An 18,611-nucleotide genomic window follows, 5' to 3' on the forward strand; every position below is an offset into this window, starting at 1 on the left:
CAGCGATCCGGCCGACAACTCGAAGTTGCCCGTGCCGCGGCGCGACATCGCGGCCTTGCCCGCCACGCTGGACGACGGAGGTCAGCGGGAAAGCAGCCGCTCGGCGCTGCTTCAGGCGGGATCGACCCCGGGTACCTCGATGTCGAAGTGAAGGACGTCCTCGCGGGTGCCCAGCTTCGTGTACAGCGCGATGGCCGGATCGTCGCCGGGGTCGGCCTGGACGAAGATCACCCAGGCGCCGCGCTCGGCCGCTTCGCGCTGCAGGCGGCGGATCAGCGCGGTGGCGATGCCCTGCCGCCGGTGCGGCCCGGCCACCGCCAGGTCGTAGATGTAGACCTCGCTGCGCGGCTGCTCGAACTTGGGCAGCACATAGGCGGCCAGGGCGCCCACCGCCGTGTCGCCCTGGAACGCGCCCAGCGCAATAAAGGTGTCGCGCGCCAGCAGCCGCTGCAGCCAGGCATCGTCGGGCTGGGCGCCGCTGTAGGTGGCCACGTCGCCGAACTCGCGGCCGAACAGGTCGAGCAGGGCGCGCATCGCCTGGACGTCGGCGGCCCCGAGGGCGTGGATGGAAATCGGCTTGGCGGGCACGCAAGCTCCTGGTGGTGTCGGTGGCAGGCCGGGGACTTTAGCGGCACTGCCACAATGGCGCGCGCCGCCCGGCCGCCTTCGCCGCCGGATCCATGACCCATGATGAACAGGAGCTGCAGATGAGCGTTTACGACAAGCTGAAGGAACTCGGGATCGAGCTGCCCCCGGTGGGCACGCCGGCGGCTGCCTACGTGCCGTTCGTGCAGACCGGCCGGCTGGTGTTCGCCTCCGGCCACATCGCCCGCCGGGACGGCAAGCCCTGGGTCGGCCAGCTCGGCAAGACCATGGCCACCGAGGAAGGCAAGGCCGCCGCGCGCGCCGTCGCCATCGACCTGATGGGCACGCTGCAGGCGGCCGTGGGCGACCTGAACAAGGTCACGCGCATCGTCAAGCTGATGGGCCTGGTGAACTCCACGGCCGAATACACGGAACAGCACCTGGTGATCAACGGCGCCAGCGAGCTGTTCGGCCAGGTGTTCGGCGACAAGGGCTCGCACGCCCGCAGCGCCTTCGGCGTGGCCCAGAACCCGCTGGGGGCCTGCGTGGAGATCGAGCTGATCGCGGAAGTGGGCTGATCCCTCCCCAGCCCGGCCGGCGAAAGACCAACCTCGTCATCCCCCGCTACCCTTGCGTCATCACCCGCCTTCGCGGGGGATGACGAATCCTGGGCAACAGTGCGCCTTTCGGTGAAGGCCAGCGCCGAGGCTCAGCCCCGGCGCGGGGCCTGCGCGTCCGGCGGGATCGCGTACGTCCCCACCGCGTGGGCCACCGGCTCCGGCAGGCCTTCGGAATACAGCGTCACCTCGCCCACCGCCAGCGTGCGGCCGAGCTTGAGCAGCTTGCATTCGCCGACGATGCGGCGGTCGCCGGCCGGCTTGCGCATGAAGTTGAAGCTCAGGCTGGTGGTCACCGCCAGCGGCACGATGCCGATCTGCGCCAGGATGGCCACGTACAGCGCCACGTCGGCGGTGGCCATCATCACCGGGCCCGACACCGTGCCGCCGGGGCGCAGTTCGGCCGTGCCGACCTCGTGCACCACGCGGGCCGACATCGGACCGACTTCCAGGATCTGAACGGGGGTCTGCGGAAACTCCGCCGCGACGAACGCGGCGATCTCCTGCGTGCTGGCCCTCACCATGCTGCGTCTCCTCTTCTTTCCTATTCCACGCGCTCGATCAGCGCCGGCTTGAAGCCCAGGTCCGCCGCCTTGCCCTTGCGGCCGCGCGCGCCGCGGGCGTTGTTCAGCGAGCGGATCTCCAGCGTCTCCTCCCGCTCCTTGCCGCCGCGGCCGACCCCGGCCAGCCGCACGCTGCGGGTGTAGGCGGCAGCGCCGGCCAGCGCGTCCTTGGGCTCCAGGTCGATCAGCAGCAGGCCCCGGCCGCCGTTGGCCTGCGGGCGCAGCTCGCCGATCTCGAAGGTGAGGATGCGCCCTCCGGTGGATGCGCAGGCGACGTGGGTGGCCGGCGCCAGCAGGCCCGCGACCGCCGCCCCCGCCCCGGATGGCACGTTCGCCAGCGAGGGCTTGCACACCGTCTCGCCCGCGCCGCAGGTGATGAACGACTTGCCGCCGCGCTGGCGCGAGGTCATGTTCTCCACGGTGGCGAGGAAGCCGTAGCCGCCGCTCTGCGACAGCAGCAGCCAGGCGCCGGCCGCACCGGCGAAGTAGTGCACCACCTGGGTGCCCGATTCCAGGTCGATGAAGGTGGTGACCGGCTGGCCGTCGCCGCGCGCGCCCGGCAGCGTGGACACCGGAATCGAATAGATGCGCCCATTGCTGCCGAAGGCCAGCAGCGTGTCGACGGTGCGGCACTCGAAGGTGCCGTACAGGCCGTCGCCGGCCTTGAACGCGAAGCTGCCCGCTTCATGGCCATGGCCTTGGCGCGCGCGCACCCAGCCCTTCTGCGACACCACCACGGTCACCGGCTCATCGACCACCCGCACTTCCGCGACCGCGCGCTTCTCGGCCTGGATCAGGGTGCGGCGCTCGTCGGCGAACTGCTTGGCGTCCTGCTCGATCTCCTTGACCATCAGGCGCCGCAGCGCGGCCGGGCTGCCGAGGATCTCTTCGAGCTTCTTCTGCTCCTCGCGCAGGTTCTTCAGCTCCTGCTCGATGCGGATCGCCTCCAGCCGGGCCAGTTGCCGCAGCCGGATCTCCAGGATGTCCTCGGCCTGGCGGTCCGAGAGGCGGAAGCGGTCGATCAGGGCCTGCTTGGGCTCGTCGCTGCCGCGAATGATGGCGATCACCTCGTCGATGTTCAGCAGCACCAGCTGCCGCCCCTCGAGGATGTGGATGCGGTCCAGCACCTTGTCCAGCCGGTGCCGCGAGCGCCGCTCGATGGTGCGCTGGCGGAACTCGACCCACTCGGTGAGCATCTGCCGCAGCGACTTCTGCACCGGCCTGCCGTCCAGCCCGACCGACGTCAGGTTGATCGGCGCCGAGGTCTCCAGGCTGGTGTGCGCCAGCAGCGTGGTGATCAACTCGCTTTGCTCGATGCGGCTGGTCTTGGGCTCGAACACCAGCCGCACCGCGGCGTCCTTGCTGGACTCGTCGCGCACCGCATCCAGCACCGCCAGCACGGTCTGCTTGAGCTGCAGCTGGTCCTGCAGCAGCGCCTTCTTGCCGGCCTTGACCTTGGGGTTGGTGAGCTCCTCGATCTCCTCCAGCACGCGCTGGGAGCTGACGCCCGGCGGCAGCTCGTGCACCACCAGTTGCCACTGGCCGCGCGCCAGCTCCTCGATCTTCCAGCGCGCGCGCACCTTGAGCGAGCCGCGGCCGCTGCGGTAGGCGTCGGCGATGTCGGTGGCGCTGCTGATGATCTGGCCGCCGCCGGGGTAGTCGGGGCCGGGGATCAGCGCGAACAGCTCGTCGTCGCTGAGCCTGGCGTTCTTCACCAGCGCGACGCAGGCGTCGGCCACCTCACGCAGGTTGTGGCTGGGGATCTCGGTGGCCAGGCCGACGGCGATGCCGCTGGCGCCGTTGAGCAGAGCGAACGGCAGGCGCGCCGGCAGCTGCAGCGGCTCCTGCGTGCTGCCGTCGTAGTTGGGCGCGAAATCGACCGTGCCCTCGTCGATCTCCTCCAGCAGCAGGTTGGTGATCTTCGCCAGCCGTGCCTCGGTGTAGCGCATGGCCGCGGCGCCGTCGCCGTCGCGGCTGCCGAAGTTGCCCTGGCCGTCGATCAGCGGGTAGCGCTGGCTGAAGTCCTGCGCCATGCGCACCAGCGCGTCGTAGGCGGCCTGGTCGCCGTGCGGGTGGAAGCGGCCCAGCACGTCGCCGACCACGCGCGCGCTCTTGACCGGCTTGGCGCCGGCGCCGCCGCCGAAGCCCAGGCCCATGCGCCACATCGAGTACAGGATGCGGCGCTGCACCGGCTTCTGGCCGTCGCTGACATTCGGCAGGGCGCGGCCCTTGACCACGCTCAGGGCGTATTCCAGGTAGGCGCGCTGGGCGTAGCTGGCCAGGTCGATCTGGTCGTCGTTGCCGCCGTCGTCCAGGGAGATCAGGGAATCTTGCTCGCTCATCGGTCTCGTTCGGGGCGCGCCGGGCTGCCGGGGCGGCAGGCACGCCGGGTTCGCTTCAATAGGGGTCGGTGGCGGCCAGTTCCGGTGGCCGGGTGTCCAGTGGCGCCGGCATGTTGCCGCGGCCGGCGGCGCCGCCCGGCGGGCCGGACAGCTCGACCCGCACCCGGCGCGGCACGCTGCGCGGCCCCGCCGCCATGGCCGGCGGCTTGAGCATGGCGTACAGCTGCAGCACGGTCTGCACGTAGTTGCGGGTCTCGCGGTAGTTGGGCACCTGGTTGCCGGCACGCTGCACGGCGCCCTCGCCCGCGTTGTAGGCGGCCAGCGCCAGCTCGAGCTGGCCGGGAAACAGGTCCAGCAGGTAGCGCAGGTAGCGGGTGCCGGCGCGGATGTTGGTGCGCGGGTCGGTCAGCTGCGTCTCGATCGACTGCTTGCGGTCGGTGCCGACACCGTAGCGCTGGGCGGTGGCGGGCATCACCTGCATCAGGCCCACCGCACCCTTGGGCGACACGGCCGCGGCGTCGAAGCCGGACTCGGTGGCGATCACTGCCTGGAGCAGCTCATAGTCGATGCCGTGCGCCCGGGAGGCCTCGCGCAGGTGGTGCTGCACCCGCTTGTAGCCGGGCGAGACCTCGAAGAAGGCGACCAGGCGCGCCGCGCTGCGGGTGGGGACGGCCACCGGCCGCGGCGTGGCGCCGCGGCCGCCCACGCCGTCGGCCGTGTCGAAGCTCTCGCCGCCGCGGAAGAACAGCTCGTAGCGCTCGTCCAGACGCTCGGCGGCGAAATGGGCCACGCCGCGCTCGTCGACGAAACCCCAGACGTCGGCGTGGGCGGCGCCGCTGGCCAGCGCCAGGGCCGCTGCCGCGATGGCCAGGAGGCGCTTCACGCCGGCAACTCCAGCCCCTGCGCCCGCCGGCCCGCGAACTCGGCCTGCAGCATGGCCATGACCACCAGTGAATCGAAGCCGTCCGCGCCGCGCACGCACTCGCGCAGCGTGCCTTCGACAACAAAGCCCTCGCTGTCGTACAGCGCCCTGGCGCGGGCGTTGTGGTGCTTCACGTCCAGCCAGAAGCGGTGCGCGCCCAGGTCGTCGAACGCCACCTTCTTGGCCACCCGCAGCGCCGCGCGCCCGAAGCCCGTGCCCTTGGACTGCACCACCATGCGCTTCAATTCGAGCGACTGGTTGGGGCTCTTGCAACCGATCAGGATCAGGAAGCCGACCGAGGCCAGGTCCGCGCCGCCTTCCACGATGAAGTGGCGGAAGTCCGGAAAGCGGATCGCCGCCTCGTGCTGGGTGCGCTCCCAGGGCGTGATGAACGGCAGGTTGGCCGGATCGCGCTCGATCGAGAGCACGAATTCCAGGTCGCTCTGCATGGTGGGCCGCAGCCGGACACGGGCCGGCGAACGGTTCGTGGCGGCGTCGGTTGCGGGCAGCATGCAGGTGTCCTCGGCGCAGGTCAGACGTCCACTTCGACCGCGTCGCCGTGCAGTTCCATCAGCTCGCGCCGGGCCGCCGCCTCGCCCTTGCCCATCAGCTTGGTGATCAGGCCTTCGGTGCCGGCGAAGTCCCGCTTGCCCAGCTGCACCGGCAGCAGGCGCCGGGTGTCGGGGTTGAGCGTGGTTTCCCACAGCTGTTCCGCGCTCATCTCGCCCAGACCCTTGAAGCGGCTGATGGTCCAGGCGCCTTCCCGCACGCCTTCCTTGCGCAGCTTGTCCAGGATGCGGGTCAGCTCGCCCTCGTCGAGCGCGTATTCCTTGCCGGCCGGCTTCTTGCCGCGCGCCGGCACGTCGACCCGGAACAGCGGCGGCCGCGCCACGTACACGTGGCCGGCCTCGATCAGCTTGGGGAAGTGGCGGAAGAACAGCGTGAGCAGCAGCACCTGGATGTGCGAGCCGTCGACGTCGGCGTCGGACAGGATGCAGACCTTGCCGTAGCGCAGGCCCGACAGGTCGGGCTGGTCGTTCGGGCCGTGCGGATCGACGCCGATGGCGACCGCAATGTCGTGGATCTCGGTGTTGGCGAACAGGCGGTCGCGCTCGACTTCCCAGGTGTTGAGCACCTTGCCGCGCAGCGGCAGGATGGCCTGCGATTCCTTGTCGCGGCCCATCTTGGCGCTGCCGCCGGCCGAGTCGCCCTCGACCAGGAACACCTCGTTGTGCGACAGGTCGCGGCTTTCGCAATCGGTGAGCTTGCCGGGCAGCACCGCCACCCCCGAGCCCTTGCGCTTCTCGACCTTCTGGCCGGCCTTCTGCCGCGTCTGGGCCGCCTTGATCGCCAGCTCGGCCAGCCTCTTGCCGTAGTCGACGTGCTGGTTGAGCCACAGCTCCAGCGCCGGCCGCACGAAGGCGGACACCAGCCGCACGGCGTCGCGCGAATTGAGCCGCTCCTTGATCTGGCCCTGGAACTGGGGGTCCAGCACCTTGGCCGACAGCACGTAGCTGGCGCGGGCGAACACGTCCTCGGGCAGCAGCTTGACGCCCTTGGGCAGCAGCGAGTGCAGCTCGATGAAGCCCTTGACGGCATTGAACAGGCCGTCGCGCAGGCCGCTCTCGTGGGTGCCGCCGGCGCTGGTGGGGATCAGGTTGACGTAGCTCTCGCGCATCGGGTGGCCGTCTTCGGTGAAGGCCACGCACCAGGCCGCGCCCTCGCCTTCGGCGAAGGTCTCGCTGTTGTCGGCGAAGCCCTCGCCCTCGAACAGCGGGATCACCGGGTCGGCCGGCAGGGTCTGCAGCAGGTAGTCGCGCAGGCCGCCCTTGTATTGCCAGCTCTGGCTCTCGCGCGTCTTCTCGTTGACCAGGTAGACCGCCACGCCCGGCATCAGCACCGCCTTGCTGCGCAGCAGGTGCTGCAGCTCGGCCATGGGCAGCTGGCTGGACTCGAAGTACTTGCCGTCGGGCCAGACGCGCACCGTGGTGCCCTGGCGGCGCTCGCCCTCGGCCAGCTTGCGCAGCTTCAGCTCCTCGACCACGTCGCCGCCCGAAAACACGAGGGTGGCGACCTGCCCTTCGCGGTGGCTGGTCACTTCCATGCGCCTGGCCAGCGCATTGGTCACCGACACGCCGACGCCGTGCAGGCCGCCGGAGAAGCTGTAGGCGCCGCCCTTGCCCTTGTCGAACTTGCCGCCGGCGTGCAGCCGGGTGAACACCAGCTCGATCACCGGCGCCTTCTCTTCCGGGTGCAGTCCGAAGGGAATGCCGCGCCCGTCGTCCTCGATGCCGATCGAGCCGTCGGCGTGCAGCGTGACCTTGATGCGCTTGCCGTAGCCGGCCAGCGCCTCGTCCGCGGCGTTGTCCAGCACTTCCTGGATGACGTGCAGCGGGTTGTCGGTGCGGGTGTACATGCCCGGCCGCTGCTTGACCGGCTCCAGTCCCTTGAGGACGCGGATGGAACCTTCGGAGTAGTCGGTGGCGGGGGAGGAACGCGTGGCCATGGGTGGCGGATTGTAGTCGGCGCAACCGCGGCGGCTGTATGGATCCACAGGTCGCCCCGATTGATGAAGCAACTGCATCAATGACGCGCGCCGATTTCATCGGGTTGTCAGGCCGGCGACGGGCGCCTGCCAGGCGGTTTCGCTACAGTCGCGCGATGCATTTTCCCGCCCGTCTGTCCATGCGCCAGGTGCTCTTCTGCGGCGCCGCCGTCGTCACCCTGTCCATGGGCATCCGCCACGGCTTCGGCCTGTGGCTGCAGCCGATCACCCAGGCCCAGGGCTGGACCCGCGAGACCTTCGCCTTCGCCCTGGCGGTGCAGAACCTGGCCTGGGGCCTGTTCGGCGTGTTCGCCGGCATGCTGGCCGACCGCTTCGGCGCGTTCCGGGTGCTGATCGGCGGTGCGGTCCTGTATGCGCTGGGCCTGGTCGGCATGGCCCTGTCGCCCACCCCCTTGCTGTTCGCGCTCACGGCCGGCGTGCTGATCGGCGCGGCCCAGGCCGGCACCACCTACGCCGTGGTGTACGGGATCATCGGCCGGCAGATCGACCCGGCCAGGCGCTCCTGGGCCATGGGCGTCGCCGCCGCCGCCGGCTCGTTCGGCCAGTTCCTGATGGTGCCGGTGGAGGGCTTCCTGATCGGCGGGCTGGGCTGGCAGCAGTCGCTGCTGGTGCTGGCGGCGCTGGTGCTGCTGATCGGGCCGTTCGCCTGGGGCCTGCGCGAGCCGGGCTTCACGGGCGGGGCGCCGGTCCAGCGCGAGCAGACCATCGCGCAGGCCCTGAGGGAGGCCTTCCGGTACCCCAGCTTCCAGCTGCTGATGGCCGGCTACTTCGTGTGCGGCTTCCAGGTGGTGTTCATCGGCGTGCACATGCCCAGCTACCTGAAGGACAAGGGCCTGTCGCCCCAGGTGGCCAGCTATGCGCTGGCGCTGATCGGCCTGTTCAACGTGTTCGGCACCTACGCCGTCGGCGTGCTGGGGCAGAAGCTGGCCCGGCGCAAGATCCTGGCGGCGATCTACTTCGGCCGCTCGATCGCGATCGTGGCCTTTCTCTGGGCGCCGCTGACGCCGATGTCGGTCTACCTGTTCTCGGCGGTGATCGGCCTGCTGTGGCTGTCCACCGTGCCGCCCACCAATGCGACGGTGGCCCAGATCTTCGGCGTGGCCCACCTGTCCATGCTGAGCGGCTTCGTGTTCTTCAGCCACCAGATCGGCTCCTTCATGGGCGTCTGGCTGGGCGGCCTGCTGTACGACCGCACCGGCAGCTACGACATCGTCTGGTGGCTGGCCGTCGCGCTGGGCGTGTTCGCCGCGCTGGTGAACCTGCCCGTGCGCGAGGCGCCCATCCGCCGCGGCCCGCTGCCGCAGCCGGCATGACCATGGCCGCGCGCACCCGCCGACTGCTGGCCTGGAGCGGCGCCCTGGCGGCACTGGCGGCGGTGTTTGCCCTCTACACGCAGCCGCACATCGCGGTGATGCTCGCCGAGCAGATCTGGGCCTGCTTCGGTTGACGCCCGGGCGCTGCGAAGGGCGTCATTCCTGCCTGCGCGGGAACGACGAGGGGAGCGCGGGAATGACGAGGGAGTGCCGCAATGGCAATGGGGAATCTCGCATGAAGACCTACGTGATCACCGGCGCCTCCGATGGCATCGGGGCGGAGCTGGCGCGGCAGATCGCCGCGGCGAAGCAAGGCAATGCGGCGCTGGTGCTGGCCGCCCGCAACCGCGACAAGCTGCAGGAGGTGGCGGCCCAATGCGAGGCCGCGGGCGCCGATGCGCTGGCGGTCACCACCGACGTCACGCAGGAAGCGCAATGCCGGGCCCTCGTCGCGGCGGCGGTCGCCCGGTTCGGCGGCCTAAACTGCCTGGTCAACAACGCCGGCATGTCGGCCCATGCGCTGCTCGAGGACGTCGCCGCCGCCGACCTGGGCTGGTACCAGGACCTGATGGCCGTCAACCTGTGGGGCAGCGTGTGGTGCACGCATGCCGCGCTGCCGCACCTGAAGGCCAGCCGCGGCCAGATCGTCGCGGTCTCGTCGCTGGCCGGGCTGGTCGGCGTGCCGGGCCGCACCGCCTACAGCGCGACCAAGTTCGCCATGACCGGCTTCTTCGAGGCATTGCGCGCCGAGCTCAAGCCGGCCGGGGTGGCCGTGACCCTCGCCTACCCCGGCGTGGTGGACACCGCCATCCGCTTGCGCGGCTACGACGCCCGGGGCCGGCCGGCCGGGCGCAGCGGCCTGAAGGAAGAAGGCGCGATGCCGGTGGACCAGTGCGCCCGGCTGATCCTGCAAGGCATGCAGGCGCGCCGGCGCGAGGTGGTGATGACCACGCGCGGCAAGCTCGGCCGCTTCCTGAAACTGGTCGCTCCTGGTGTCGTGGAAAACATCGCCCTGGCTGCCTTGAAGGACGACGTGCGACCCGGCGCAGCCGCGGCCGGAAAGGCCGGGCCCCTGCCCGGCCAGGGCGGATGAGGATGCAGCACGGCACGCAAGAGCCTTCCGGCTGGATCCGCCGCTGGAGCCACCTGCTGCCCGCGGGCGGCACCGTGCTCGACGTCGCCTGCGGCGCCGGCCGCCACATGCGCTGGCTGGCGCGGCTCGGCCATGCCGTGACCGGCGTCGACCGCGACCCCGACGCCCTCGGTGCCGCCGCCGCCTTCGGCCGCGCGGTGCAGGCCGACATCGAGAACGGTCCCTGGCCCTTCGCCGGGCAGGCCTTCGATGGCGTGGTCGTCACCAACTATTTGTGGCGGCCGCTGTGGCCGACCCTGCTGGGCGCCCTGGCACCCGACGGCGTGCTGCTCTACGAGACCTTTGCCGAGGGCCAGGCCGCCATCGGCAAGCCCTCGCGGCCGGAATTCCTGCTGCGCCACGGCGAGCTGCTGCAGCTGTGCCGCGAGCTGCGGATCGTGGCCTACGAGGACGGCTTCCTCGACGCCCCGCCGCGCTTGGTGCAGCGCATCGCGGCCGTGCGGACGGGCCCTGCGGACGGAAGGGCTCGCCACCGCCTCCAGATAGAATCCGCCATTCCCGAGTGAACCCGACCATGACCCCCATCACCGGCAGCATCGTCGCCCTGGCGACCCCGATGCAGGACGACGGCAGCGTGGACTACCCCACCCTGCGCAAGCTGATCGACTGGCACATCGCCGAAGGCACCGATTGCATCTGCGTGGTGGGCACGACCGGCGAGTCCCCCACCGTCGACGTGGAGGAACACCAGGAGATCATCCGGGTGGCGGTCGACCAGGCCCGCGGCCGCGTGCCCATCATGGCCGGCTGCGGCGCCAACTCCACCCGCGAGGCGATTTCGCTGGCGCGCTACGCCAAGAAGGTCGGCGCCGACTGCCAACTGCAGGTGGTGCCCTACTACAACAAGCCCACCCAGGAAGGCCAGTACCAGCACTTCAAGGCCATCGCCGAGGCGGTGGGCGACCTGCCGATGGTGCTGTACAACGTGCCCGGCCGCACGGTGGCGGACATGCAGCACGAGACGGTGCTGCGCCTGGCCCAGGTGCCCGGCATCGTCGGCATCAAGGAAGCCACCGGCAACATCGAGCGCGCCCAATGGCTGCTGCGCGACAAGCCGGCCGGCTTCGCGGTCTATTCCGGGGACGACCCCACCGCGGTGGCGCTGATGCTGTGCGGCGGGCAGGGCAACATCAGCGTCACGGCCAACGTGGCGCCGCGCCTGATGCACGAGCTGTGCGTGGCGGCGCTGGCCGGCCAGGCGCGCGAGGCCATGGCCATCCAGAACCGGCTGCTGCCGCTGCACCGCAACCTGTTCGTGGAAGCCAACCCGATCCCGCTGAAGTGGGCGATGGCGCGCCTGGGCCTGTGCGGCCCGGCGCTGCGCCTGCCCATGACCCCCCTGGCACCCGCCTGGCACGCACCGGTTGAAGCCGCCCTGCGCTCGACCGGCCTGCTGGCCTGATTTCCCACCAAAAGGACCCCAAGACGTGAAGCGATTTGCAAAGCTGGGCGTGCTGGCCGCCTGCGCCGCACTGGCGGCGTGCTCGATCCTGGAGAACGACCGGATCGACTACAAGTCGGCCAGCAAGGGCGCGACGCTGGAAGTGCCGCCCGACCTCACCCAGCTCGCGCGCGACTCGCGCTACCAGGTGCCGGGGGGGCCGGTCACGGCCAGTTCCTACCAGGTGGGCCAGGCAGCGCCGGGCGTGCCGACGGCGGCCAACACGGTCGGCGACGTGCGCATCGAGCGCGCCGGCGACAAGCGCTGGCTGGTGGTCAACCGCCCGGCCGACCAGCTCTGGGGCCCGGTGCGCGACTTCTGGCAGGAAAACGGCTTCCTGCTGGCGATGGACCAGGCCAACCTGGGCATCATGGAAACCGATTGGGCCGAGAACCGCGCCAAGATCCCGCAGGACTTCATCCGCAGCACCCTGGGCAAGTTGCTCGACTCGGTCTATTCCACCGCCGAGCGCGACCGCTTCCGTACCCGCTTCGAGCGCACCCCCGGCGGCGGCACCGAGATCTTCATCAGCCACCGCGGCATGGTCGAGGTCTACAGCAACACCCAGAAGGACCAGACGGTGTGGCAGCCGCGCCCGGCCGACCCGGAGCTGGAAACCGAGTTCCTGCGCCGGCTGATGGTGAAGCTGGGCGTGCCGCAGGAGCAGTCCAAGGCCTTGGTGGCCGCCGGCGCCGTCAAGCCCATCGCACGGGTGGCCTCCGTCGACAGCAAGCCGGTGGTGCAGATCGACGAAGGCTTCGATCGCGCCTGGCGCCGCGTCGGCCTGGCGCTGGACCGCACCGGCTTCACGGTGGAAGACCGCGACCGCAGCCAGGGCACCTATTTCGTGCGCTACGTCCCGCCCAACCCGGACAAGAAGGAGCCGGGCTTCCTGGGCAAGCTGCTGAACTTCGGCCGCGGCGACAAGACCGAGGCGCCGCTGAAGTACCGCATCGCCGTGCGCAGCCAGGGCGAGTCCACCACCGTGTCGGTGCTCGACGCCCAGGGCGCGCCCGAGGCATCGGCCAACGCGCAGCGGATCGTCCAGGTCATTGCCGACGACCTGAAGTAAGTACAGGATTCCAGGCCGGCGCTGCCGGCCTCGTCCTTGCGTCGCACGCGCCTTCTTCCCCGATCAGGATGTTGCGTTTCAAGAGCCTGGGCAGCGGCAGCTCGGGCAACGCCACCGTCGTCCAGGCGCGCAGCGGCAGCACCACCAGCCACCTGCTGGTCGATTGCGGGCTGGGCATCCGCCAGCTCGACAAGCGGCTCGGCCAGGCCGGCATGCTGGCCGAGCAGATCGACGCCATCTTCATCACCCACGAGCACGCCGACCACATCGGCTGCGCACGCTCGCTGGCGCTGCGCGAACGGATCCCGGTGTGGATGTCCGAGGGCACCTGGCTGGGGCTGGGGCAGCCCGATTTCGACGGCCTGCTGCGCATCGCCGGGGACTCGGCGAGCTTTGAAGTCGGCGCCCTGCAGGTGCGCCCCTTCACCGTGCCGCACGACGCGCGCGAGCCGCTGCAACTGGCCTGCACCGACGGTGCCACGCAGCTGGGCGTGCTGACCGACCTGGGCCACGCCACCGCGCACGTGCTGGAGCAACTGGCCGGCTGCGCCACCGTGCTGCTGGAGTGCAACCACGACCCGCAGCTGTTGCAAGGCGGCTCCTACCCCTGGTTCCTGAAGAAGCGCGTGGCCGGCGACTGGGGCCACCTGGCCAACGAGGAGGCCGCCGCGATCGCGCAGGCGCTGCTCGGGCGGGGGCTGCGGCAGGTGGTGGCGGCGCATCTGAGCGAGCAGAACAACCGCCCCGAACTGGCGCGTGCCGCGCTGGAAGCGGCCCTGGGCACGGCGGTCGAGGTGCACATCGCCGACGGGCCCAGCGGCAGCGGCTGGCTGGCCGCCTGAGGCTCCTCGCCCCATGCAAAAAGCCGCCCGAAGGCGGCTTTTCAGCGAGCGCGAAGCGCTTACTTGCTGGCGCCGGACGCAGCCGGAGCAGCAGCGGGCGCAGCGCTGGAAGCGCCGGCAGCCGGAGCGGCAGCGGCGTCGGAAGCGGCTGCAGCCGGAGCGGCAGCAGGAGCGCTGGCCTCGGCGGCGGGGGCCGGAGCCGGGGCGGGCGCAGCAGCCGGCGCGGGAGCGGGAGCCGGCGCTTCGGTCTTGCCGCAAGCGGCCAGGGCCACGGCCGCCACCAGCGACGCCAGGACGAGCGATTTCTTCATTTGGATGATCCTTTGGGAATGGTTCGAATTTCCGGAAATTGCCGCGCGACCCCAGTTGGCGCGCTGCATGAACAGTTGGCACTCGAGCTCCGCCTGCTCAATCAAAAATTATAGGTCGAAGCCCCGGAATCCGAATCTAACCCCTGACGCGAAAAGGCCTCACAACCCGAGCGTGCTGGCGGGAAACGCGGGGGTGCTCTTCTGCAGCCATTCGCCGAGCGTTTCGCGCAAGGCCAGCCGGCGCTCCGGCTCGCTGCCGCTGACCCCGATGCAGCGCGGCAGGTCCAGGCGCTGCATCGCCCAGGCCGGGCTCCAGATCGCGCTGGGCAGCTCCTGCTCGTCGGCCGTCGGGCAGGCACGCGCCTCGATGACGTGGGCCCAGGTCTGCCGCCAGCTGACGAAGCGGGCATGCCGGCGCGGCACTTCGTCCCAGCGGCGCGCCAGCAGCACGCAGCGGCGACCGGCGGCCGACCAGGCCTGCAGTGATTGGGCCACCACCCGCTCGCCCAGCGGCCAGTCGGCGAAAGACGGGTCGGCCAGCACGATCTCGCGCCAGCCCTCGCGCGCGGCCGCGGCCAGCGCGTCGCGCACGAGCTGGGCGAAGGCGATGCGGCCCTCGAAGCGTCCCTGCGGCAGCGCGGGCGCTTCTGTCACGCCACCCCTTCGTGCGCCCAGCCGGCCTCGCACCAGGCCGCCAGCAGTTGCAGGGCTTCGTCGCTGGCGCGCGCCAGCTCGGCCGGCCCCAGCTGGCGCTCGTCGGCCAGTCTGCGCATCAGCCGCGCGTCGGGCCCCGAGGCGTGCCAGCTCTCGCCGTTGATGAACAGGTGGCGGCCGTCGTACAGCATGCGGGTGCGGCGATCCAGCCGCAGCGAGCGCCAGGCGCGCGGCGCCGCACCGGCGTCGAACCAGACGTCGGGCTTGGGCTCGCTCAGGTACTCGCCCAGCGCGCGCGGCAGCGCCTGCGGGTCCTTCAGCGCAGCGCGCAGCGCTTCCTGGGCGAAGCGCTGCAGTTCGGCCGGGACCTCGCCGGCCGCGCGCACGGCACTCTGGCCGGGATCGCGGTAGACCGTCTCGCCGGTGCGCCCCGCCTCCTCGTCGGCCAGACGCAGCAGCAGCTCGCGCGCCAGCTCGGCGCGCTGCGGCGAGCGAAAGCCGATCGAGTACGTCTGGCACTCGCCCTCGGCGATGCCGTCGTGCGCGTAGCGCGGCGGCAGGTACAGCATGTCGCCGGGCTCCAGCAGGTACTCTTCCTCCGGCTCGAACGCGGCCAGGATCTTCAGCGGCACGCCGGGCTGCAGCGAGAAGTCCTTCTGCCGGCCAATGCGCCAGCGCCGCCGGCCCTGGGCCTGCAGCAGGAACACGTCGTAGCTGTCGAAGTGCGGGCCGACGCCGCCACCGTCGCTGGCGTAGCTGATCATCAGGTCATCCAGCCGCGCCTGCGGCACGAAGCGGAACCGTTGCAGCAGCTCGTGCGCGGCATCGAGGTGCAAGTCGACGCCCTGCACCAGTAGCGTCCAGCCGGGGCGCGACAGCGGCGGCAGGGCGCGGCGCGTGAAAGGGCCGCGGCGCAGGCTCCAGCCACCGCCGCCGCGCTGTTCCACCACCCGCGACTCCACGTCTTCGCGCGCGGCGAGGGCAAACAGTTCGTTGCGCGCCAGCAGCGGGCGGAAGTCCGGCACCGCGCCGCGCACCAGCAGCGGCTTGCGCTGCCAGTGGCGCTTCATGAACTGGCGGGGGGAGAGGCTGCCGAGCAGCGGCGTGGAAAGGTGGACGTCCATCAGGTCAGGCGAGAGCTGCGAGAATTCTCGCCCATGCAAGTCACCCCGCAATGCGTCGTCGCGCTGACCTGGACGCTCAAGGACACCTTGGGCGACGAACTGGACGTGCTGTCCGAGCCGGTGGAGTTCCTGGTGGGCGGCGACGACCTGCTGGCGCGCATCGAGGAGGCGCTGCAAGGCCACGACCCGGGCGACCGGCTCGACCTGCACCTGGAGCCGGAAGACGCCTTCGGCGACTACGACGACCAGCTGGTGTTCCTGGAGGCGCGCGCCCTGTTCCCCGCCGAACTGGAGGAAGGCATGACCTTCGAGGGCCTGCCGCCCGGCACCAACCCGCAGGCGCCGCGCGACCGGCTCTTTACCGTCACCGAGATCTACCCCGAGCACGTGGTGCTCGACGGCAACCACCCGCTGGCCGGCATCGCGCTGCGCCTGCACCTGAAGGTGGAGGGCGTGCGCGAGGCGACCGAGGAGGAGATCGGCCGCGGATCGGCGGGAACGGGCTTCTTCCGCGTGCAGGGCGCCTGACCGTCACGCCCGTGTCGGGGCGGGCTCGACCCGCCGCCCCGCCCGATCCCGACGGGCTTTACGACCGGTAGATCACCCCGTTTTCCACGCGCACGCGGTCGCCCACCCGCAGGTCGCCCAGCGCGCCGACTTCGTAGGTTCGCCATTGGCCCTGGTCGGTCTGCACCGTGACGCGGTAGGCCGGCCCGGCCGCGCCGGCGGCCGCGGTGTTCTCCTGCCGCTGGCCCATCTGGTTGCCGATGACCGCGCCGGCCGCGCCGCCCAGCACCGTGGCGGCGCTGCGGTTGTCGCCGGAATTGATGTGCTTGCCGGCCACGTTGCCGACCACGGCACCGATGATGCCGCCCACCACCGCGTTGCGCGCGCTGGGGTTGGTGGCGCTGGTGGCACCCATCTGCACCGTCTGGATGTCGGTCACGCGACCCCACTCGGTGCCTTGCGGCACCGTCTGCGCCGTGGTCGCGCCCGGGTAGGTGGTGCTGGGCGCCGTGCTCACGCCCGGATAGACCGGCGTGCTGGGATAGGTGGCGACCGGCTGCGTCGGGTTGGTGCCGCAGGCGGCCAGTCCGGCCGCGACGACGGTCGCGCCGGCCAGGGTGAAGAAGCGGTTGCGCATGGAACTCTCCTGGTGATGCAGACTTGGCGCAGCCGAGGCGCGCCCCGTGCTTTTCATTACAAGCAGTCCGGCGCCCCGCCGGCCGCCGCCGTTGCCGCGCCTGGCTGTAGGAAGCCGCGGGAGAGGCTGTAGGAGCTCGTCCGTCATGCCGGCGGAACCCACCCGAGTCGGGTCCCGGCGACCGCCGGAACCCGGGCGTGCGTGGCGCCGCCGGGCGCCCAGGCTCAACCCTTGCCGGTCGAGCCGTAGCCGTTTTCGCCGCGCTGGGTGGCGGGAAACTCGTCGACCACGTTGAACTGCGCCTGCACCACGGGCACCACCACCAGCTGCGCCAGCCGCTCCATCGGCTGCAGCGTGAACGGCGTGCCGCTGCGGTTCCAGCAGCTGACCATCAGCTGGCCCTGGTAGTCGCTGTCGATCAGGCCGACCAGGTTGCCCAGCACGATGCCGTGCTTGTGGCCGAGCCCCGAGCGCGGCAGGATCAGGGCGGCATGGCCCGGATCCTTCAGCCAGATCGCGATGCCGGTGGGCACCAGCTTCCAGTCGTTGGGTGCCAGCTCGAGCGGCTGCTCGATGCAGGCGCGCAGGTCCAGGCCGGCACTGCCGGGCGTGGCATAGGTGGGCAACTGGTCCGCCATGCGCGGATCCAGGATCTTGACGTCGACTTTCATGCGGGAAGGTTGCCGGGCAGCCGGCGTGCGATTTCGGCGATCAGCATTCGGGCCAGCTGCAGCTTGGGCGCGCGCGGCAGTTCCTGCTCGCCGTGCTCGTCCACCAGCAGCAACTGGTTGTCGTCCTGACCGAAGGTGAGCGGGCCGATGTTGCCGGCCAGCAGCGGAATGCCCTTGCGGGCGCGCTTGGCGCGCGCATGGGCCAGCAGGTCGTGGCTCTCGGCGGCGAAGCCGACGCAGAACAGCGCGCCGCTGCGCGCCCGCTCGCCCTGCGCCACGGTCTGCAGGATGTCGGGGTTCTCGGTGAACGCCAGCACCGGCGCCTGGCCGGAGCCGTCCTTCTTGATCTTCTCGCCGGCTTCGCTGGCCGGGCGCCAGTCGGCCACCGCGGCGGTGGCCACGAAGACGTCGGCCTCGGGCACGGCGGCCAGCGTGGCCTGCAGCATCTGGCGCGCCGAGGTCACGTCCACCCGCTGCACGCCGCGCGGCGTGGACAGGTGCACCGGGCCGGCCACCAGCGTGACCTGAGCGCCGGCCTCGCGCGCCGCCCGCGCGATGGCGAAGCCCATCTTGCCGGACGAGTGGTTGGTGATGCCGCGGATCGGGTCCATGGCTTCGAAGGTGGGGCCGGCCGTGACCACCACCCGCTGGCCGCGCAAGGGCTTGGGCTGCAGGAAGGCGGTGATGTCCTCCAGCAGCTCGGCCGCCTCCAGCATGCGGCCGTCGCCGGTCTCGCCGCAGGCCTGGTCGCCGCTGCCCACCCCCAGCACCGTGGCGCCGTCCTGCGCCACCTGGGCCAGGTTGCGCCGGGTGGCCGGGTGGGCCCACATCTCGCGGTTCATGGCCGGCGCCAGCAGCAGCGGCACGCGGCCGATCGGGCGTGCCAGGCACATCAGGCTGAGCAGCTCGTCGGCCCGTCCCAGCGCCAGCTTGGCGATGAAATCGGCGCTGCACGGCGCGACCACGATCGCATCGGCCTCGCGCGACAGGTTGATGTGGGCCATGTTGTTGGCCTCGCGCCCGTCCCACTGCGAGGTGTAGACCGGCTGGCCGGACAGGGCCTGCATCGTCACCGGGGTGATGAATTGCGCGGCGGCTTCGGTCATCACCACCTGCACGGCGGCGCCTTCCTTGACCAGCGCCCGGCACAGTTCGGCCGCCTTGTAGCAGGCGATGCCGCCGGTCAGTCCGAGCACGAGTCGCTTGCCCTGCAGGTCGTTCATGGCGCGAGTGTAAGCGGCGGCCCTTCCCTATAATCCTGCTTTACCACCACCATTCGGAAGCGCGCCCT

21 protein-coding genes are annotated in these 18,611 nt (G+C 71.0%); 9 read left to right on the forward strand and 12 right to left on the reverse strand.

What is annotated here, in order from left to right; translation table 11 throughout:
• Nucleotides 1-111: 111 nt before the first annotated feature.
• Nucleotides 112-534, reverse strand: a complete 423-nt coding sequence (locus PE066_RS03965; protein ID WP_336298459.1) for an AAC(3)-I family aminoglycoside N-acetyltransferase — start codon at nt 532-534, stop codon at nt 112-114.
• 173 nt (nt 535-707) lie between these two features.
• Between PE066_RS03965 and PE066_RS03970 the strand changes: the two genes are divergently transcribed.
• The gene (locus tag PE066_RS03970; protein WP_271235270.1) at nt 708-1,163 is read left to right on the forward strand and encodes a RidA family protein; all 456 of its coding nucleotides are present in this window, start codon (nt 708-710) and stop codon (nt 1,161-1,163) included.
• A gap of 131 nt (nt 1,164-1,294) precedes the next feature.
• On the opposite strand, the gene PE066_RS03975 is transcribed toward PE066_RS03970, so the two are convergent.
• The 5 genes from PE066_RS03975 to PE066_RS03995 are packed head-to-tail and all read right to left on the reverse strand — an operon-like array spanning nt 1,295 to nt 7,535.
• The gene (locus tag PE066_RS03975; RefSeq protein WP_271235271.1) at nt 1,295-1,726 is read right to left on the reverse strand and encodes a PaaI family thioesterase; all 432 of its coding nucleotides are present in this window, start codon (nt 1,724-1,726) and stop codon (nt 1,295-1,297) included.
• A 20-nt stretch (nt 1,727-1,746) separates the two neighbouring features.
• Complete coding sequence (parC, locus tag PE066_RS03980; RefSeq protein WP_271235272.1) at nt 1,747-4,107, reverse strand: DNA topoisomerase IV subunit A; 2,361 nt, start codon at nt 4,105-4,107, stop codon at nt 1,747-1,749.
• A 55-nt stretch (nt 4,108-4,162) separates the two neighbouring features.
• On the reverse strand, nt 4,163-4,990 hold the full coding sequence (locus PE066_RS03985) for a lytic transglycosylase domain-containing protein (RefSeq protein ID WP_271235273.1): 828 nt from the start codon (nt 4,988-4,990) through the stop codon (nt 4,163-4,165).
• Nucleotides 4,987-5,541 carry a GNAT family N-acetyltransferase gene (locus PE066_RS03990; protein ID WP_271235274.1) on the reverse strand — a complete coding sequence of 185 codons (555 nt, stop codon included), beginning with the start codon at nt 5,539-5,541 and terminating at the stop codon, nt 4,987-4,989. The genes PE066_RS03985 and PE066_RS03990 overlap by 4 nt, the downstream gene beginning before the upstream one ends.
• Nucleotides 5,542-5,561: 20 nt before the next feature.
• Entirely contained in the window at nt 5,562-7,535 is a 1,974-nt protein-coding gene (locus PE066_RS03995) for a DNA topoisomerase IV subunit B (RefSeq protein WP_271235275.1), read from the reverse strand.
• Between the two features lie 155 nt (nt 7,536-7,690).
• Here PE066_RS03995 and PE066_RS04000 point away from each other — a divergent pair, with 155 nt between their 5' ends.
• The 7 genes from PE066_RS04000 to PE066_RS04030 all read left to right on the forward strand — a co-directional run bounded on the left by PE066_RS04000 (nt 7,691) and on the right by PE066_RS04030 (nt 13,416).
• Nucleotides 7,691-8,908 carry an MFS transporter gene (locus PE066_RS04000; RefSeq protein ID WP_271235276.1) on the forward strand — a complete coding sequence of 406 codons (1,218 nt, stop codon included), beginning with the start codon at nt 7,691-7,693 and terminating at the stop codon, nt 8,906-8,908.
• A 2-nt stretch (nt 8,909-8,910) separates the two neighbouring features.
• Nucleotides 8,911-9,042, forward strand: a complete 132-nt coding sequence (locus tag PE066_RS04005; protein WP_271236650.1) for a hypothetical protein — start codon at nt 8,911-8,913, stop codon at nt 9,040-9,042.
• Nucleotides 9,043-9,143: 101 nt separating this feature from the next.
• Nucleotides 9,144-10,001 (forward strand): SDR family oxidoreductase, encoded by an 858-nt coding sequence (locus tag PE066_RS04010; RefSeq protein WP_271235277.1) that lies wholly within the window; start codon nt 9,144-9,146, stop codon nt 9,999-10,001.
• On the forward strand, nt 9,998-10,567 hold the full coding sequence (locus tag PE066_RS04015; RefSeq protein ID WP_271235278.1) for a class I SAM-dependent methyltransferase: 570 nt from the start codon (nt 9,998-10,000) through the stop codon (nt 10,565-10,567). Before PE066_RS04010 ends, PE066_RS04015 begins: the two co-directional genes overlap by 4 nt.
• Before the next feature lie 8 nt (nt 10,568-10,575).
• Nucleotides 10,576-11,463 (forward strand): 4-hydroxy-tetrahydrodipicolinate synthase, encoded by an 888-nt coding sequence (dapA, locus tag PE066_RS04020; protein ID WP_271235279.1) that lies wholly within the window; start codon nt 10,576-10,578, stop codon nt 11,461-11,463.
• 25 nt (nt 11,464-11,488) lie between these two features.
• Nucleotides 11,489-12,574, forward strand: coding sequence for an outer membrane protein assembly factor BamC (gene bamC, locus PE066_RS04025; RefSeq protein WP_271235280.1), 1,086 nt, complete (start codon nt 11,489-11,491; stop codon nt 12,572-12,574).
• Between the two features lie 68 nt (nt 12,575-12,642).
• A complete protein-coding gene (locus tag PE066_RS04030; RefSeq protein ID WP_271235281.1) occupies nt 12,643-13,416 on the forward strand; it encodes an MBL fold metallo-hydrolase in 774 nt (257 codons plus the stop codon).
• 59 nt (nt 13,417-13,475) lie between these two features.
• Here PE066_RS04030 and PE066_RS04035 read toward each other — a convergent pair whose 3' ends face one another.
• The 3 genes from PE066_RS04035 to PE066_RS04045 form a co-directional block, all read right to left on the reverse strand.
• Nucleotides 13,476-13,727 carry a hypothetical protein gene (locus PE066_RS04035; protein WP_271235282.1) on the reverse strand — a complete coding sequence of 84 codons (252 nt, stop codon included), beginning with the start codon at nt 13,725-13,727 and terminating at the stop codon, nt 13,476-13,478.
• A 159-nt stretch (nt 13,728-13,886) separates the two neighbouring features.
• Complete coding sequence (locus PE066_RS04040) at nt 13,887-14,381, reverse strand: hypothetical protein (protein WP_271235283.1); 495 nt, start codon at nt 14,379-14,381, stop codon at nt 13,887-13,889.
• On the reverse strand, nt 14,378-15,505 hold the full coding sequence (locus tag PE066_RS04045) for a JmjC domain-containing protein (protein ID WP_271235284.1): 1,128 nt from the start codon (nt 15,503-15,505) through the stop codon (nt 14,378-14,380). The genes PE066_RS04040 and PE066_RS04045 overlap by 4 nt, the downstream gene beginning before the upstream one ends.
• Before the next feature lie 33 nt (nt 15,506-15,538).
• Between PE066_RS04045 and PE066_RS04050 the strand changes: the two genes are divergently transcribed.
• Nucleotides 15,539-16,033 (forward strand): FKBP-type peptidyl-prolyl cis-trans isomerase, encoded by a 495-nt coding sequence (locus PE066_RS04050; protein ID WP_271235285.1) that lies wholly within the window; start codon nt 15,539-15,541, stop codon nt 16,031-16,033.
• A 58-nt stretch (nt 16,034-16,091) separates the two neighbouring features.
• Here PE066_RS04050 and PE066_RS04055 read toward each other — a convergent pair whose 3' ends face one another.
• The 3 genes from PE066_RS04055 to coaBC all read right to left on the reverse strand — a co-directional run bounded on the left by PE066_RS04055 (nt 16,092) and on the right by coaBC (nt 18,543).
• Nucleotides 16,092-16,649, reverse strand: coding sequence for a glycine zipper 2TM domain-containing protein (locus PE066_RS04055; protein ID WP_271235286.1), 558 nt, complete (start codon nt 16,647-16,649; stop codon nt 16,092-16,094).
• Between the two features lie 224 nt (nt 16,650-16,873).
• Nucleotides 16,874-17,320: a dUTP diphosphatase gene (dut, locus tag PE066_RS04060; protein WP_271235287.1), complete on the reverse strand. Its 447-nt coding sequence runs from the start codon at nt 17,318-17,320 to the stop codon at nt 16,874-16,876.
• Entirely contained in the window at nt 17,317-18,543 is a 1,227-nt protein-coding gene (coaBC, locus tag PE066_RS04065) for a bifunctional phosphopantothenoylcysteine decarboxylase/phosphopantothenate--cysteine ligase CoaBC (RefSeq protein WP_271235288.1), read from the reverse strand. Before coaBC ends, dut begins: the two co-directional genes overlap by 4 nt.
• Nucleotides 18,544-18,611 lie beyond the last annotated feature (68 nt).

Source organism: Ramlibacter tataouinensis, from assembly GCF_027941915.1.
In the GTDB taxonomy this organism is placed as follows: domain Bacteria; phylum Pseudomonadota; class Gammaproteobacteria; order Burkholderiales; family Burkholderiaceae_C; genus Ramlibacter; species Ramlibacter tataouinensis_C.